The organism is Rhodococcus sp. IEGM 1241 (genome assembly GCF_033142365.1).
Classification (GTDB): domain Bacteria; phylum Actinomycetota; class Actinomycetes; order Mycobacteriales; family Mycobacteriaceae; genus Rhodococcus_F; species Rhodococcus_F erythropolis.
In genome coordinates this window covers 686,214-702,248 of the sequence record NZ_JAWLSE010000001.1, presented here as the reverse complement: position 1 = coordinate 702,248, position 16,035 = coordinate 686,214, and the positions used below count along the sequence as shown (strand labels likewise).

17 protein-coding genes and 1 pseudogene are annotated in these 16,035 nt (G+C 61.1%); 6 read left to right on the top strand and 12 right to left on the bottom strand.

Features of this window, described 5'->3' with window-relative positions; translation table 11 throughout:
* Positions 1 to 40 precede the first annotated feature (40 nt).
* From R4P70_RS03335 to R4P70_RS03320, 4 genes are all read right to left on the bottom strand, one after another.
* Positions 41 to 877, bottom strand: a complete 837-nt coding sequence (locus R4P70_RS03335) for an SDR family oxidoreductase (RefSeq protein WP_046379384.1) — start codon at positions 875 to 877, stop codon at positions 41 to 43.
* Positions 878 to 1,050: 173 nt separating this feature from the next.
* Complete coding sequence (locus R4P70_RS03330; RefSeq protein ID WP_003940327.1) at positions 1,051 to 1,770, bottom strand: M50 family metallopeptidase; 720 nt, start codon at positions 1,768 to 1,770, stop codon at positions 1,051 to 1,053.
* Positions 1,767 to 2,954 (bottom strand): ATP-binding protein, encoded by a 1,188-nt coding sequence (locus tag R4P70_RS03325; RefSeq protein ID WP_021331853.1) that lies wholly within the window; start codon positions 2,952 to 2,954, stop codon positions 1,767 to 1,769. Before R4P70_RS03325 ends, R4P70_RS03330 begins: the two co-directional genes overlap by 4 nt.
* A gap of 118 nt (positions 2,955 to 3,072) precedes the next feature.
* Positions 3,073 to 4,134 carry an FAD-binding oxidoreductase gene (locus R4P70_RS03320; RefSeq protein ID WP_317830388.1) on the bottom strand — a complete coding sequence of 354 codons (1,062 nt, stop codon included), beginning with the start codon at positions 4,132 to 4,134 and terminating at the stop codon, positions 3,073 to 3,075.
* A 123-nt stretch (positions 4,135 to 4,257) separates the two neighbouring features.
* Here R4P70_RS03320 and R4P70_RS03315 point away from each other — a divergent pair, with 123 nt between their 5' ends.
* Positions 4,258 to 5,112 (top strand): hypothetical protein, encoded by an 855-nt coding sequence (locus tag R4P70_RS03315; RefSeq protein ID WP_317830387.1) that lies wholly within the window; start codon positions 4,258 to 4,260, stop codon positions 5,110 to 5,112.
* 76 nt (positions 5,113 to 5,188) lie between these two features.
* Here R4P70_RS03315 and R4P70_RS03310 read toward each other — a convergent pair whose 3' ends face one another.
* Genes R4P70_RS03310 through R4P70_RS03300 form a run of 3 tightly spaced genes read right to left on the bottom strand, consistent with a single transcriptional unit; the run spans position 5,189 to position 6,729 of the window.
* Entirely contained in the window at positions 5,189 to 5,629 is a 441-nt protein-coding gene (locus R4P70_RS03310) for a MaoC/PaaZ C-terminal domain-containing protein (protein WP_021331850.1), read from the bottom strand.
* Positions 5,626 to 6,075, bottom strand: a complete 450-nt coding sequence (locus tag R4P70_RS03305) for a MaoC family dehydratase N-terminal domain-containing protein (RefSeq protein ID WP_019745537.1) — start codon at positions 6,073 to 6,075, stop codon at positions 5,626 to 5,628. The genes R4P70_RS03310 and R4P70_RS03305 overlap by 4 nt, the downstream gene beginning before the upstream one ends.
* Before the next feature lie 9 nt (positions 6,076 to 6,084).
* Positions 6,085 to 6,729 (bottom strand): TetR/AcrR family transcriptional regulator, encoded by a 645-nt coding sequence (locus tag R4P70_RS03300; protein ID WP_317830386.1) that lies wholly within the window; start codon positions 6,727 to 6,729, stop codon positions 6,085 to 6,087.
* Between the two features lie 112 nt (positions 6,730 to 6,841).
* Between R4P70_RS03300 and R4P70_RS03295 the strand changes: the two genes are divergently transcribed.
* Positions 6,842 to 7,723, top strand: coding sequence for an alpha/beta fold hydrolase (locus R4P70_RS03295; RefSeq protein WP_317830385.1), 882 nt, complete (start codon positions 6,842 to 6,844; stop codon positions 7,721 to 7,723).
* 73 nt (positions 7,724 to 7,796) lie between these two features.
* Positions 7,797 to 8,243 (top strand): hypothetical protein, encoded by a 447-nt coding sequence (locus R4P70_RS03290; RefSeq protein WP_317830384.1) that lies wholly within the window; start codon positions 7,797 to 7,799, stop codon positions 8,241 to 8,243.
* Between the two features lie 34 nt (positions 8,244 to 8,277).
* On the opposite strand, the gene R4P70_RS03285 is transcribed toward R4P70_RS03290, so the two are convergent.
* Entirely contained in the window at positions 8,278 to 8,577 is a 300-nt protein-coding gene (locus R4P70_RS03285) for a DUF4259 domain-containing protein (protein WP_223304584.1), read from the bottom strand.
* A 1,419-nt stretch (positions 8,578 to 9,996) separates the two neighbouring features.
* Here R4P70_RS03285 and R4P70_RS03280 point away from each other — a divergent pair.
* Together R4P70_RS03280 and R4P70_RS03275 are read left to right on the top strand one after the other, a co-directional pair.
* Complete coding sequence (locus R4P70_RS03280; RefSeq protein WP_019745545.1) at positions 9,997 to 10,134, top strand: hypothetical protein; 138 nt, start codon at positions 9,997 to 9,999, stop codon at positions 10,132 to 10,134.
* 302 nt (positions 10,135 to 10,436) lie between these two features.
* On the top strand, positions 10,437 to 12,392 hold the full coding sequence (locus R4P70_RS03275) for an ABC1 kinase family protein (RefSeq protein WP_317830383.1): 1,956 nt from the start codon (positions 10,437 to 10,439) through the stop codon (positions 12,390 to 12,392).
* A gap of 14 nt (positions 12,393 to 12,406) precedes the next feature.
* Here the strand turns inward: R4P70_RS03275 and R4P70_RS03270 are convergent.
* From R4P70_RS03270 to R4P70_RS03255, 4 genes and pseudogenes are all read right to left on the bottom strand, one after another.
* Positions 12,407 to 13,136 (bottom strand): annotated as a pseudogene (locus R4P70_RS03270) (hypothetical protein).
* A gap of 38 nt (positions 13,137 to 13,174) precedes the next feature.
* Positions 13,175 to 13,459, bottom strand: coding sequence for a hypothetical protein (locus tag R4P70_RS03265; protein ID WP_003939785.1), 285 nt, complete (start codon positions 13,457 to 13,459; stop codon positions 13,175 to 13,177).
* Positions 13,460 to 13,586: 127 nt separating this feature from the next.
* The gene (locus R4P70_RS03260; RefSeq protein WP_222672013.1) at positions 13,587 to 15,194 is read right to left on the bottom strand and encodes an AMP-binding protein; all 1,608 of its coding nucleotides are present in this window, start codon (positions 15,192 to 15,194) and stop codon (positions 13,587 to 13,589) included.
* Positions 15,195 to 15,297: 103 nt separating this feature from the next.
* The gene (locus R4P70_RS03255) at positions 15,298 to 15,489 is read right to left on the bottom strand and encodes a hypothetical protein (protein ID WP_021331840.1); all 192 of its coding nucleotides are present in this window, start codon (positions 15,487 to 15,489) and stop codon (positions 15,298 to 15,300) included.
* A gap of 25 nt (positions 15,490 to 15,514) precedes the next feature.
* Between R4P70_RS03255 and R4P70_RS03250 the strand changes: the two genes are divergently transcribed.
* Positions 15,515 to 16,030, top strand: a complete 516-nt coding sequence (locus R4P70_RS03250) for a CGNR zinc finger domain-containing protein (protein ID WP_003940315.1) — start codon at positions 15,515 to 15,517, stop codon at positions 16,028 to 16,030.
* The last annotated feature ends 5 nt before the right edge of the window (positions 16,031 to 16,035 follow it).

The window sequence follows — 16,035 nt, the reverse complement described above, 5'->3', positions numbered from 1 at the left end:
TATCTAGCGATTTGGCTAGATACCTGTAGATCACCCGAGATCACGGAATTGGAGCGTCGACGAAAATGTCGATAGCCAACGGTGACTGACCGCCGTACTGCGAGAAGTCCGAAATCCCCGCCTCGCGCAGGACATCGACGTCGAGCACCGTCCGACCGGTATCCGTGCCGGCGGGACGTCCGAGAATCTCGATAGCCGCATCAGCCATGATCTCGGGTGAACGCGAGTGATCGATACTTTCGTCTCCCCCGAGCAGGTTTCCGACGGCCGCCGTGGCGATCATGGTCTCCGGCCACAGACAATTACTCGAAATCGGTGCACCTGAATACTCCGCGGCGATACCCAAGGCCGCCAATGTCATTCCGTATTTGGCCAGCATGTAGCCCGGATGAGCACCCAACCAGTGCGGCGAAAAGTTGAGCGGTGGCGACAGCGTCAATACGTGCGCGTTGGCCGAAACCCGAAGGTACGGAAGGCACGCTCGGGTGAGCGCGAAAGTGCCACGGACGTTGACCTGCTGCATCAGATCGAATCGCTTCATCGCGAGGTCTTCGGTTTTCGAAATGTCGAGGACGCTCGCGTTGTTGACCACGATGTCGATACCACCGAAGTGCTCTACCGCTGCATCGACGGCGTGCGCGATGTCGTCGTCGTTCCTCACGTCACCGACGACGGGAACGGCATGACCCCCAAGCTCGTTCAACTCGTCCACAGCCGTGTGGATTGTTCCGGGCAACCGGGGGTCAGGCGTATCGGTCTTGGCGAGCAACACGACGTTTCCGCCGCGGCGCGCTATCGCACGGGCGATGGCAAGTCCGATGCCACGGCTTCCCCCGGACATGATCGCGGTTCGTCCGCGGAAGTTCTTGTCGTCCAAAACGAATCCTTGTCATCGTCGACGGTCTTCGTCGCTGCGGTTGTGGCCGCGGGAAGTCCCGGCACGACCACTCGTCGACTTCCACGATATGAGCGCCTTCACGCGATGACTACGGCCGCGGAGCATCAATAATCGTTGATCAGTTGTCCCGTCAGGACAACTGATCAATGCGGTCAGCCACCCACCGGGCGCAGGATCCACCATCCGCCGAGCACGAGCACCGCGACGTTCACGAGCAGAAACAAACCGACCCAGACGATCGCGGGTATCGGTGAGAGCCTGGCCAATTGGTCGGCGTCCGAGTCCGGTGCCCCGCCTCGTCGCATTCGCTGCCGTTGAAGCTCCACGACTGGGCGTGGTCCGGCGAAAAGCAGGAAGAGCGTCAAGAAGTAGGCAGCAGCCACCTGCTGCTCCTGGGTCCCCCACCAGACGAGTCCGAACAACACGGCTCCCACCACGGCAAGTGAGAAGACTCCGTAGAGGTTTCGGATCAGAACCATCATCACCGCGATCACGAATACGCCGATCCACAACACCGAGACCGCACGCTGCGCGCCCAACAACCCGGCCGCGCCGAGTCCGAGAATCGACGGTCCGACGTACCCCGCGAACGTCATCAGAATGACGCCGAAGCCGGTCGGTTTGCCCGACGAAATAGCGACACCCGACGTATCCGAATGCAGGCGAAGACCTTTCAACCGTCGACCGACCAGGACGGCGACAATCAGATGAGCGCCCTCGTGTGCGATGGTGACGACGTTACGGGCGATCCGCCACAGGTGTGGTTCGAGAACAATGATCACGGCGATCAACGCGGCCAGTTGAACTACCCACGCCGGTGGGTTGGGACTGAGCGCCGCCACCCGATCCCACGCGGTTTCGAGCGCGTTCACTCCGCTTGTCCGCGCAGGTATCGGCCGAAGTGAGGGACCGTGAATCCGATGGACCCACGTTCTGCCGAATAGATCAGTCCCTTCTTGATCAGTCCATCGCGTGCCGGCGAAAGGGAAGCCGGCTTGCGCCCCAACTCGACGGCGATCTTCGCGGTTGCGACGGGTCCGTCGTCACCGGCGAGATCGGCCATGGCGCGCATGTACTCACGCTCCGCGGGCGTTGCTCGCTCGTACCGTGATCCGAAGAAGCCGACAGCGAGTTCTTCCTCAGCCGTCGGCGCGCCGACGCGCACGTCTTCCGACGTGATCGGACTCGACGCCGCCACATCCCACGTGGCCTTTCCGTAGGCCTGAACGAAGTACGGGTACCCGTCAGCCGCTTCGTAGAGGGCGTCGAGCGCGGATTCGGTGAACTCGACGTCCTCACGCTCAGCAGGCGCAATCAGTGCCTGATCTGCAGCTTCACGCTCAAGGCGGTCGATCCGGTGGTAGCTGAACAGGCGCTCCGAGTAGCTTTTCGACGCCGACAGCACAGCAGGCAGATGCGGAAGCCCCGCCCCGACGACGATCAACGGTGCCGCGTCCTGACTCAACTCGTGGCAGGCCCCGCAGATCGCCGAGACATCCGCGGCACCGAGGTCCTGCATCTCGTCGATGAAGATGGCGATCCCGACGCCGACATCCCTGGCCAGCGACGACGCGTCGAGCAGCAACTCGACGAGGTCGATCTCGATGTCGCCGCTGTCTGCCCGACCCTTGATCGCGGGTGCATCGATGCCTGGCTGCCAGCGCTCGCGCATTCCCTTGTCCGCAGTGGCGCGTAGGGCAAACGATTTGAGGACTCCGAGGAACTGCTCGACCCGCTCGGGATCGCGATGGGAGACCGCGATCTCTCGGACTGCCATGTGCAGCGCCGACGAGAGTGGGCGTCGTAAATCCTGATCGGGGCGCGCCTCGATCTTGCCGGTCCCCCAACTTCGGGAGATCGCGGCCGAACGCAACTGATTGAGCAGGACGGTCTTGCCGACGCCACGCAAGCCGGTGAGGACAACACTTCGTTCCGGGCGGCCACGCGCAATTCGCTCGAGAACGACGTCGAAGGCGTCGATCTGCTTGTCGCGCCCGGCGAGTTCCGGCGGGCGTTGACCGGCACCGGGGGCATACGGATTGCGCACGGGGTCCATGCCCATCGACGGTACAAGCCGAGTAGACGAATATCCCGCTCTCTAGCGCGTGTCCTAGAGAGAACTAGGAACCGCAATATCGGCTCGACCTTGTCGAACCGGGCTCCGGCATCGTCGTCTAACCGTCCAGGCTCGACGCTCGGGCGAAGTCCCCGGCCACGTGGGCTCCAATTGCTCCGGCCAGAATGATCGCCGGATGCGTCGCGGCCAGATAGAGCCCCGACACGCCTTCGGCGAAGCCCAGCAGCGGGCGGCCACCACGCGGGATGGGACGGTCAGCGACTACCGCCTCGATCAGTTCCACTTGGTCACCGTCCACGAGCTGACTGCGGATCGCGTGCAGCGTCGGCCCCGCAAGCTCACGAGCATCTCCGGAGAACCCGGCCGGAACATCTTCAGCCGCAATCAGTGTCGTTTCGTCCAATTGCCGGATCTCGAAATCCGGAGAGGACAGTATTCCGTTCACCAATGGGTGGGGCGTCGAGAATCTGATGAGGCAACACGGGGAGGCGTCGACCTCGACGTCGACTCCCGCCGACGCCGCGAGTCCAGGGATCGCGGTACCCGCAGCGAGCACGGTGGCCGATCCGTAGACGGGACCGTCGGCAGTCATTACTCCGTACACTCTCATGCCCTCCGTGAGCACCCCGCGCGCACTGACATCGGAATACACTGTGGCACCGCACTCTTCGGCACCTCGCAGGAGCGATCGAGCGAACGCAACCGGGTCAACGCCACCGTCATCAGGCGCGTACGCTGCGACCGAGGGGGCCGTCCGCAATCCCGGCTCACGAGCAAGGATTTCCTCTTTACCGATGAGGTCGACGGGATGGCCGAGTGCTCGATGAGCATCTACGAACGCTCGAGTCTCCGCTTCCGTCGCTTCCCAGGTGATCGCGCCTCTGCGGCGCAAACCGATTGGCTCGACGAGTTCGCGCTCCAGGCGGTCGAATTCGACTGCAGCGCCTTGCCGGAACGGATCTGAGTAAGTTTCTGCGGCACTATTCGAGAGGCCGACCCAGGCAAAGGAGTTGCCGGTCACCCCTCCTGCCACCGAGCCGTGGTCCAGCACCGTGACTCGGAGACCAATGCGCGCCAGGTGATACGCGATCGACGCGCCGACGACACCGGCACCAATCACCAGGATCGGACTGTCGTTTCGGCCATTCGGATGCGTCACCAGTGGACCATATCTGCGAGCCGCAACCTGGATCCACTCAATTTGGATGCGAGGACTTCGGCGGTTAACGGAGGACTAGGCCTGTTCCCGCTCGGCGTACATCGGGAACGATACGGTGGGCTCATGCTCTGGCGTTGGTTCGCAGTCGTGATCGTCATCCTCGCTGTTGCCGGCATTTGGCACGTGACCATCCCCGATCGACCAGTTGCCGTAATAGTCGACGCCGAGACGCTGGGGTGCGCGACCCCGTATCCGATCGGCCCGCTCCAGACGACATCAACGGCGACGGTTCCAGACGATTTCGTACCCGTCGCCGCAGTCACGTGCGACCCGTTTGTCAGCGACAACGTGGCAGCCGACCGAACCGTCAGCTTCTCTGCTCATCGTTGGGAGGGCGATTTCAGTCGGGCGGTGGAAATGCTGAACCGCTCGTCCGCGCACAAGACTTGGTTCCCCGAAGGCTGCGGTGACAACTACAGCCTGGCTGTCCTGGACCAATTCTGGTTGGTCGACGATCGAGGCCGAGCAACTCGGCCGGGGTATCCCTCCGATTCGTGTGGACTGCCGAAACCCGGTGGCCTGGCCGCCATCAAGGAACTGACACCGGTCGGCAGTACCGAACACCGAATAGCGTTGTCCGACGACCAGATCTACGAACTGTCGCATTGTCGGCCGGCCTACCGACCAGCCACAACAGTTACCACGGCGCTGACGTCGCTGTCGGCGGGCAGCGTTTTCTGCCGATTCTCCGCCACCGAATTCGTAGGCACATCGTCTACGACGGAAACCTTCGACGGACTTTCACCCGCTCCCGACTGTGACGCGGTGGCCACCGAGGTGGCGTCGACGATCTACGTGGACCGTCCTACGAACGAGGAACGATTACTCACCGTCGAACTCGACGGCTGTCGGCGCGTCATCGCCGACGGATACGCACCGATGCAAGCGTCGGACGAGCTGTTGGTGTCTTTCCGGTAGTGCTGCGCCACAATGCAGTTGATCTCCCGCCCGGATGCGTAGGTCCCGATGTGACCAGTGACAGCCCGCAATCCTGTCAGGCGCCCGGGAACTGAAGGTGCGCCTGGGTCTTTCCCAGAACCGTCTGGCCCTTATGCATGACGGTGACATCGATACGCACAGTCCGCGTTGTGGAGTCGATCCGCGCGATCTTCGCAGCGATGGAGAGATCAGCACCATCGACGGCATCGACTACGACGGGCCGAGTAAAGCGAGTTTCATACGAGATCACACCGCTCGGGTCACCAACCCAGTCGACGATGGCCTGCAAAGCAATTCCGGCAGTGAGCATTCCGTGCGCCAGAACTCCCGGTAGCCCAGCCGCAGTAGCGATTGCGTCGTTGAAATGGATCGGGTTCATGTCGCCGGAGGCACCGGCGTAGCGAACTAGGTCATCACGAGTGAGGACCAGATCAACCTTCGCGACGATGTCACCAAGGACGAGGTTTTCGAAAACCGGCACGACGGGTACGGTCATGCGCCTTCTCCTCGCGCCAGCAGGGTCGAGGTGACCGTTGCGACCAAAGCGTCGGTCACGTCGTGGATCTCGGAAACTGTCGACAGGATCGCACTGCCTGCTCGCACTGTCACCCCTGTAATCGTCAGTGTCGTAGACAGGTCATCGCCGGCGACTATCGGACGCTGATGCTCGATCTTCTCGGAAGTATGGACCACACGAGTCGGATCGAGCCCAGTATCCGGCGTGCGCAGCAGTGCCATGATCGCTCGCTGCTGGACAACGGTTGTGAATGTTGTCGGCGCGATGACATCGACGAACCCGGCCTCCCTGGCGACACCGACATCATGGTGCAAGGGATTGCTCGAACGCACCGCCAGAGCGAACTCGCGAATCTTTTCGCGCCCGACAAGGTACGAAGACGAGGGAAACACCCGGCCGGCGAGCGCTGGGTTCACAGGAGACATCCCGGAATACTAACGGCGGCCGACTTCGGGTTGATTCATGGCCTGAGGTCTCGTCGGCCCGAGAATGCGATCGAGGAGACGCTCAACCAACTGGGCCGCCAATTCTGCTGTGGCGTAGCCGGGAAGCATCCCCTGGGCGAGCCCGGCGACAGCCGCCAGAATGAGCTCGGCGTCGAGGTCGGGATCCATTGACGGCGCAACCGCGTCCCGATTGGTCACTCGTTGAAGCTGGCCGGAAATGAGCGCTGTCAACTCTCTTGGGGCAGTGAGGGTTTCCTCGGCGGCGATTCCTTGTCCGGTCAGTGCGGCAGCGTGGAAGGCACCGAGAACAATCGCTTCCTCCCGACGTTGTCGATCGAGTGGGAGCATGCCGACAAGGAACGCTGAAATAACCTCGCGGGGTGTCGCTTCCGCGCCAAGAACAGACAACTCCTGCATCAAGCGAGCACCCGCATCCTGACGCACAGCTTGATGCGTCGCGAGAAGGAATTCCCGCTTCGTGCCGAAGTAGTACTGCACAAGTCGCACCGAAATCCCAGCCTCGGCAGCAACGGACTGAAATGTCACCGCCGCGAGCCCACCGTCGACAATCACTCGCCGCACCGCATCGGTGATCTCCCGTTGCCTCACTTCATGGTCGACCAGTCGCGGCATGAGGCTGTCCTTCCCCTTTCGAATGGATGACTTTGACTCGTTAATGATACGCACGTACCGCATTAGTGATACGGTCATACCATCAAAATTGAATGCAGCGAGAGGGAGGCTCATGCCGAAGATCGGACGATTCAAGAACGAAGCATCAAAGCAGGCGTACGAGAGCATCTACCGAGAACTGGAGGGCACCTGGCCGGTTCCGTCGACACAACTCGACGTGCCGACATCGTTCGGAACCACCCATGTCCGTAGGTCGGGGACCGGCACGGAAACGCCGATCGTCCTGGTGCACTCTCTCGGGGCCAACTGTCTGCAATGGCACATCGTCATCGAGGACCTGTGCCGAGACCGAGTCGTGTACGCAATGGACACGATCGGCACACCAGGCCGCAGTGTCCAGACTTCTCCATTGACCGGGGAATCCGACTTCGCCACCTGGATCAGCGAGGTATTGAACGAACTCAAGGTCGATCGCGTCCACCTGGTCGGCTACTCGCAGGGCGCGTGGCACGCCGTTCTCGTAGCACTGCACGCCCCTGAACGACTGGCGAGTGTGACGCTCATCGAGCCGGGCGGAGTCTTCGACAAGCCCTCGTGGCGCGTACTGCTGAAGATGGTCCGCGCCGGTATACGCCGCACCGACAAAAATATTCGCAAACTCAACGATTGGCTGTCCCCCGGATACGTTCTCGGCGACCTCGAGTTCGCCCTCGCCAAGGAAGCGCTGAATTACCGGCCCGGTGTGGGGTGGGCACGAATGCTCAAAGATGCAGAAGTGCAGTCGATCTCGGTTCCAATGCTCGTAATCTCCGGCGCCGAGACGGTGGTCTCCAACCCCGAGCAGGTGGCCGCGAGGTTAGCTGATCTTGTACCTGAAGCCGAAGTGGAGATTTATGCCGGAACCGGCCACGGAATCCTGGGACACATACCTGATCGGGTAATTCCCCGACTCATGAAGTTCGTCCGCAATCATGACGACGCGAAGCGGACGTGATCTCGCGGACCAGCCGCCGACAAGGTAGTGATGAAGCCGGTCAATCAGCCGGCCAAGGCGGTACAACTGACAGATGAGAACATTCCTCTCCGACCGCCGCGGTCAGGTAATGGTGGCCGTTGCCGCCGCCGTTTTGGTCGTGGCGGGAGGTCTGTGGTGGACGAAGACCATCTCCTTCACCGAAACTGCAGTAGTTCAGTTCAGTAGTAATCGAACCGGACTCTACGACGGGTCCCCGCGCGATGCGTACATCGGCGAACGGGAAGCCTCCAACGGCATGTCTGTTCCTGCTGAAAAACTCGCGCAGATACTCGGCGGCAGTGCTTCCGACTACGAGTCCGATCTGACGATCACAGATGCGGACGTACCTGGGCTCGCGGTGACGGCCCGAGGTCGAACCCCCAGCGCCGCCCGAGCATTGGCGACCGACGCCGCCGAAGCTCTCTGTTCGATGTTCGAAGAAGCCAACGCAATGACTTCCGGAGGGTTCACGTTCACCGTCGTTCCACCGGGGAACTGACGGATCTATGGTCAGTAGCGCGGCCGCGCGAGGTTTATGCCTGTTCCCGCTCGGCGGCGAGGGCGACCGCCTGTTCAAAGGTATGGACGAGCACTGCACGTCGAGCGACCTTGTGATCCTCGTCCGGTTCGAGTTCGTCAATGTAGCCATCCCACACGCGCAGATATCGATCGCGCCAGTCGATCAGCACTTGCGTCGATGGAAAGGTCACACCGACTCGTTTCGTCTGGGCAATATCGGTGAGGATCTCGAGCCACGCCGGCACCATCTCCCCGCCCCATTCATCCGGCTCCAGACTCGAATCGTCTTCGAACTCGGCAGTGATGTCGTCCACGATTCGACCGGTCAGGGCCCCCAACCCATCCGCGACGGTGTCACTGTCAAAGTTTCCCGGACCCCAGACTCCCACAAGCCCTCCCATATCGATTGCGGATAAATTCAGGTCGACAGTCGCGTTCCCGTCGCAGCAGGCAGTGAGCGTGCCCGCAGTCGCAGGTCGGCAATTGCAAATTGGAGAATCTGCCGCCCGCTCAGTCAGAGCTTGCGGTCATTGGCGCCCGCCCAAATCGGACTGTCGACTATCGTCTGAAACTTCGGCGACCCGCCGATTGCTGAGATTTTGAGCATCAACCAGTTCCAGATTCTCACAGCCACCTCCACGTCGTGTTTCACCGTCAACACTAACCGACCGGCAGGACTCTTTCGGCTACCGGTACACCACTATGCGTCGACCAGTTAGACCAAGCGTGAACTCGAACTGGCGCAACAGATCGCCGGGAACTGAAGGAGCGCTTGAGTCTTTCCCAGAACAGTCTGGCCCTTTGTGCGTGACGGCGATTGGTTCTGGGCGCATCGATCCTGCCGGAAGCACTGCGATGTTGTCGGCACATGGAATTGCGCTCGGTGGAGATCGAGGATCCGTATCCACGGGTGTCGCAAGCAATTCCTGAAGATTCGTAGGGGAAATAGCTGCGCATCGCCACCACCAACAGCGATTCCGTCGATTGTGTAACAACCACACGAAGAACAGCCATCGATCTCCGAAAGGAAGACTGATCCGGCGAAACCGCAAGGTAGTGTCACATCTGCCCAGCAAAACTCGCCACGATCTCGAGAAGACGGTCGGCTTTGCCAACTGCCACCTCTGACGTTACGACGTTGCTGGGCAAGTGTTTACGGAAAAGGGCTCCGCACACGGGGTACCGATCGCTGATGGGACTGATCACCCCTTCTCCGAAAGGTATTGGTAACGAATCGAACCCGGAGCACAGAGGTGCAACGATTGGGCGAGTTGATTCAACGCCCCCGGTGTGCGATCTATCTATTTGCGCCAATCATCCTCGACAAAGGCTTAATTCGCCGAACGGGGCCGGGTACCGCAATAGCTGGTCGAGTATTCGATCACGCGTCTTACGCTAAGGAAGGACCGAGAACATGACTGAAGTAATTTCGTGGATTGTCCAGAATCCGATTGGTGCGGTCGTCGCGTTTGTTACCGACATCGTAATATTGACGATGTCGTCTGTCGCGGGATACTCGTAACCAATCCGCCCGTCCTTCACGGTATTCCTAAGTCGAGGAACTACATTCGAAACGCAGAAGGCCGTAACCGCAGCGTACTGTCGGCGCTCGTCACTGACCTTTCGTGGCCTCATATGCCCAACTGCGCTGGGTCCGTACTGATGTCCCTCGTGTCGAGTGTCATACCACCAGTTTCAATCGATCACGCCATCACTACTCAGGAGGAATCACAATGGGTTCGATCAACGCATTCAACGAATGGGTCAACCAAGCTACGTATGCGGGCGACCCGTTTGCCACCGCCATAGCGATCGTCCAGTTCTTCGTGGTGAGTCTCGTCAACCTGTTCACCGGCGGCCCCATTCTTTAAAGGAGTCCACTCGGTCCCACTTCTGCTCGGCGTCCATCGCAGCCTGTTCTTCGGCTGTACAGCTCCGCGCGAAGGGGGCCGGGACCTCGCTGACGAGCATGATGCGTAGTTCGGCCTCGCGGATGGTCAGTGAACGCAGTTTTGGACGGCCGATCAGGACGAGTCGCCATCGGAGCGAATGAACACCGAAGTGCCCAAGCATGTTCGACGCTTGGGCACTGTCGGGCTTGTTACCCGTCAGTCGGGGTGGGCTCGGGGTTTTCCTGGATGTATCGCAGATTGCGAACCCGTACGCTATCGCAATGGACTTGATGGTCTGGATCGTCACGACGCCATTTCTTGCAGCAGCACTGGCAGGCGTGATGCGACGAACGCTGGGGACGAGAGTCGGATGGCCGCGAACCCTCGCGGTCGCGGTGATAGCGCTCTCGGTGGGTGTCCCCCTGTCTGGCTACGCCGCGACATTCGCAGGAATTGCCAGCCAGGACGATCAACTTCTGGTGAGCGTGGGAGTAGCGCTCACGTTCTTCGGAGTTGTCGCGCTATGGGTGTTCGCAGCATGCCTGGCCGCATTGGTTTTCCTCGAAGTCGTGGTTCCTACAGGATCCCTACCAGGTCCGTCGGAAGCATTGCGGCGCAGCCGAAAATCGTGGCGCCGAACGAAGCGGTACGTCCAGATCACGGGCATCGTCGTGCGAGCGGGAGGCGGGCCCGCTCTCCGTGCTGGGCCATCAGCGCCTCAGTTCGGGGATGCACTGGTGGAAGTAATCAACCGGTGCGGTGTCACTTTCGTCAAGTTGGGACAGATCCTCGGCACGCGAGACGACCTCATACCACCCGAGTTGGCTCGCGCCCTTTCTTCTCTGCAAAGTTCGGCACGCCCGGCTGATCCCGACCGTATCGCGGAGCTACTGGCATCGGAACTCGGCGACGCACCAGAGTCGGTGTTCGCGTCGTTCGATGTGGAGCCGTTCGCCGCCGCCTCTGTCGCACAGGTACATTCCGCGCGCACCGTTGAAGGCGTCGACGTTGTGGTGAAGGTTCAACGCCCCGAGGCGAGCGCACAAGTGAGCGTGGATTGCGATATCTTCCTTCGCGTTTCGGCGCTCGCGGAGACCCGTTTTCCCTGGGCACGCGATATCGGAGTTCATCGACTCGCCGGGGGCCTCGTCACGTCACTGCTCGAGGAACTCGACTACCGCACCGAAGCAGCGAACACCGGCGCGATTGCTTCCACCATGTCGAACCGCCCGGATATCGTCGTTCCGCATATCTACCCCAACCTCAGTAGCGGACGGGTGCTCGTGATGGAACGTCTTCACGGCACCCCGCTCTCCGACGGTGATTCGGCGCTCACCGGCCTCGACCGCCACACCCGCAGCAGCGTCGCCAACGAACTTCTTGCGTCGTTGCTCGACGGGATCTTTGTCCACGGGGTGTTTCACGCGGACCTGCACCCCGGCAACATCATGATCCTCGATGACGGCCGGGTCGGGCTCCTCGACTTCGGCGCAGTAGGGGTTCTGGACGGCGAGACACGGATCTTGTTCGCCGTGCTCCTCAACGCTGCCCTCGCAGGTGATCCGGTGGCGACAGTCGACGCGATGCTGATGGCATTCGACGTACCGCCCGAAGTGGATCGCGGAGCACTACGTCACCAGGTGGGCCGAGAGATCACCCTGCTCAGTGTCCAACCCAATGTTTCCATGGCATCGTTCGCGAGAATGTTCACCGTGCTTCGAGAACACCGAATCGGAGTGCCGGGAGACGTCGCCGCCGCTTTCCGTTCGCTCGCGTCTTTGGAGCGCGCCCTCCGGCTCTTGGATCCGCAGATCGACCTCGTCGCTGCTGTTCGGGCCGAAGTACCCCGACTGTTGACCCAGGTCTCCAGCCCGACTGCAGCCGCGCAGGCAATCCTGTCGACGACGGCGGTCACAACCGCGGTGGTCAGGCGTCTGCCTGGTCAGCTCGACCAGATCGCGACCTCGATCGCATCGGGAAGCTTCACACTTCGCACACGCTCGGTCGCACACCCCGACGACAGGCGATGGCTACGACGGTCGGCGAACAACGCCCTGGGTATGGCGGCGGGAGTGACCGCGCTGATTGTCGCGGCGATCCTGCTGTTCGTGCCTGGCGGACCACAACTCACACCTCAGCTGTCGGGCTATGCACTCGTGAGTGCGGTACTGGGCTTCGTCGGCGTCGTTCTGTGCATGCGGACCGTGTTCCGTTTGTTCACACTCGACAACCGGTAACCAGTAACTGATGTTCATCGCTTGATCTCGATGTCGTCGAAGTCGAGCGCCAGGAGCGTCGGCCGCGAGAGAACGCGGCCGCCTGGGCCTCTCGGGAGCACACGTCGTCGAGTGGGAAAGGTGAGACCGTCGAACTGACGGTGATGGTCGCAGTAGAGAGCAGCTTTCGCCCAGCTGCCTACCGGTTCGGCGACGAAGTCGTGACGGCGGATGAGGCCGCCGTTGTCGACATAGAAGGTCTGCTGCCGGCAATGAGTATCGATCGCCGGCGCGAACGTTGCCTGAAGTCGTCGCCATTGCTGCCCGGATTCCTGCCAAGGTTCGGCTTCGGTGACAGTGATGTCGTCGCGGGCGAGCAGCAGCGGTGCCGTCAGATAGTTCCAAAAGGCGTAGCCGGCGAAGTAAGCGGTGTCGAGTGCGTCCCAGTGAAGATTGCGTCGGAGTCCGCTCATCCCGAAACTCTGGACGTGGGTCGGTTCGACTCCCGAGTTCTTCGCCGTCACGAGTTTCGATCCGCACGACGCCCTTGTCGAACACAGCGCACTCGCCGACACGCGGAAAGTCTTGGAGGACAGTGCGTTGCTCGGCGACTTCAACCTCGACCGTGAACTTCGCCAACTTGTTGCCTGGGAAGCGCTGAGGCAGCAGACCGCCCAAACGTCCCCGCGCCGTGATCGCTGAAACGGACTGCCAACATTCGACTCCGCCATGTGCGGTGAGGACTTCATCGAGTAGTTCGTTCATATGTCGACGCTCTCCGTCCCCTGACGGAACTGTGGAAATCAGCGATCAGACGGACGCGTAGTTGTTGTTGCGTTCCTCCCGCGGTACCACTGCCACCCCGCGGTGATGATGACAGCGCCGGCAAGGGACCCGAGGATGCCGCTCGGGCGCAACGATAATCCGTCGCCTGCAATCAAACTCACAAGCAATCCGCCGACCAGCGAACCACCAATTCCCGCGATGAACGCGAAGGTCCAGTCCACTCGTGCGGTCGTTTTCCCCAGAATCAGCTGGGCTCCCGCTCCGATGACGATCCCGAACAGGAGTATTCCGATGATGAGCATGAGACAAGGCCCTTTCGTGGAGTGACGACGCAAGGCGCGAACGACTTACTCTGCACCATCTTTCCGGTATGTCTCTTATGTCGTGGTGAAATCCGTGTGAAAGATCGTCGTCGCCCACTCCACGCCGCTAGGACGACGCCAGTGTCGTCGCCCAGCGGTAGTCCGCCTTACCGGCCGGGGTTCGCTTGACTTCATCGACAAGCACGATCGTGCGCGGCACCTTGTATCCGGCCAACGTCTTGCGGCAATGTTCCTGTACCGCTTCGAGAGTCAGCTCGTCGGATCCGGGGTAGGTCGCGATCACCGCTGCGACCTGCTGCCCCATGCGCGCATCGGGTGCGGGAACAACGAGCGCGTCGGAGATCGCCGGATGTGCGTGAAGGGCAGCCTCGACCTCTTCGGCGAAGACCTTCTCGCCACCGGTGTTGATGCACTGCGAGCCACGCCCCAGGAAGACAATGGTGCCGTCTGCTTCCACCTTGCCCATGTCGCCGAGCACCGAAAGGCGGGTGCCGTCGGCGCGGGTCGGGAATGTGCGGGCGGTCTTCTCTTCGTCCTTGTAGTACCCGAGCGGGACGTTTCCGATACGAGCGATGTAGCCCACGTCGTCAGAGCCCGCTGGAATCTCTTCGAGGCGCTCGTCGACCAGAATCATGTTCGGCGAGGGCGGCATTCGCAGATTGCCCGCCTCGTCGATGGAGAAGGCGCCGTCGTTACCGGACTCGGAGGCTCCGAAGTTGTCCCGCAGCAGCAGGTCCGGTTTCACCGCCAGCATGCGATCCCGAACACTGGTGGACCAGATCGCGCCACCCGAGGTGATCGAGAACAGGGTGCTGAAATCGACCTCGTCTTTGCGTCGTTCCATCTCGTCGACCAACGGCAGTCCCATGCCGTCGCCGACGATCAAGATCACCTGTACCGAATCCTTCTCGATCGCTTCGACGACCTTCTCCGCGTCGAACTCGCGTCGTAGAACAACTCGCGCACCGAGGGTGAGGAAGGTGAACAGCGAGTACAACGCGGCGCCATGCATCAGCGGGGCAGCAATGAGGAACGAGAGTTCCGGAAATTCCTTTGCAGCACTGGCAATCTCGGCGAGATCCTGTCGCGCTCCCTCACCGTACGGATTGCCGCCGGAGAGCGGCTTACGGAAGAAGTCGTCATGACGCCACATGACGCCCTTCGGGTATCCGGTGGTCCCGCCGGTGTAGAGGAGGTACACGTCGTCGCCAGAACGAGCGTCGAACTCCCCCACTGGCGACTGTTCACGGGCGTCGTCGAACGAAACCACGGAAACTTCATGCGCTTTTGCTGCTGCGACCAGTTCGGCGTCGATCTCGCCGATCACGATCACCGTCTTCACCTTCGGGCATGCACCGAAGAGGGAAGCAAGGACACGCTGATGCTCGGGGAGTTCCACGACCACTGCGACCGAGTCGGAGTTGGTGAAGATGTACTCGAGCTCGGCGGGTGTGTACCGGTAGTTCACGTTGATCGGGACCGCACGGATCTTGATCAACCCGAGGATCGACGTGACATGTTCGACGCTGTTCTTCAGGAACAGGGCTACATGATCGCCGCTCGAGATGCCAGCTTGCGCGAACAGGTTGGCCGTTCGGTTAGCCTCCGCATCCAACTGAGAGTAGGAGAAGTTCTCTCCCTCGTAAGTCAATGCAACGCGATCAGGGACTGAGCCGGCAACGGTCTCGAATATGTCAGCAAGATTGAACTGCATTGTCTTTCCTTTCAGAGTCCGCGCCGCGACATCGAGGCAGATAACCCTGAATCTAGAACACGTTCCATGTCGCCGGAGGTAAAACGGAACGATTAGCTGATCATTACCTGGACCTGACCTTTATCGGTGCGGCGACGGCCGAGGCTGCCCCACCCGACATCCACTCGGCGAGCAAGGTCTGCCACGACCCGCAATGGCAGCGCAGGTAGGTGACCGTCCCCTCGCTGGTTCGGTGCCGGGATTCGACCTCCCAGCGATGGATGCAACCGATCGGCGTGATCTCTGTTTTCTTCATGCAACGAGCATGATGTAATGGCGTTGTGCATCTCAACCCTTACGGCGAATATGCGGTGACGCTGGCCGCCGACCTGGCCAATCGAAACCCCGAGACCCTGGCCGAACTCGTCGAACGCTGCGTCGATGCAGGCATCATTCTCGATTTCCCCATCGCCGAGAAGGACCTCGACGAGACCCTCGACCTTCTGATCGAGTGGTCGAAAATCGTCGACGTCACGGAGGAGGCAGCCCGCGCCGAACTGGTGAACGTCATGCTCGAGCAAGCGTCGGCGTATCCGCGCATGACCAACCACGCGAACGACGGCTGGCATCTGCACTACCGCGATCCCCAACAGTCGCTCGCCGAGGTCCTCAAGGCACTCTTCTCGGTAGGCACGGCGCTACACCTCGTCGGCCGCGGCATGCACCGATTAGGTCGATGCACCCTGGACGAGTGCACCAACATCTACGCGGACACCTCCCGCAACGGCAATCAGCGGTACTGCTCCCCCACGTGCGCGAATCGCGACGCGGTGCGGCGTCATCGTGCACGCAAGTGAGCTGC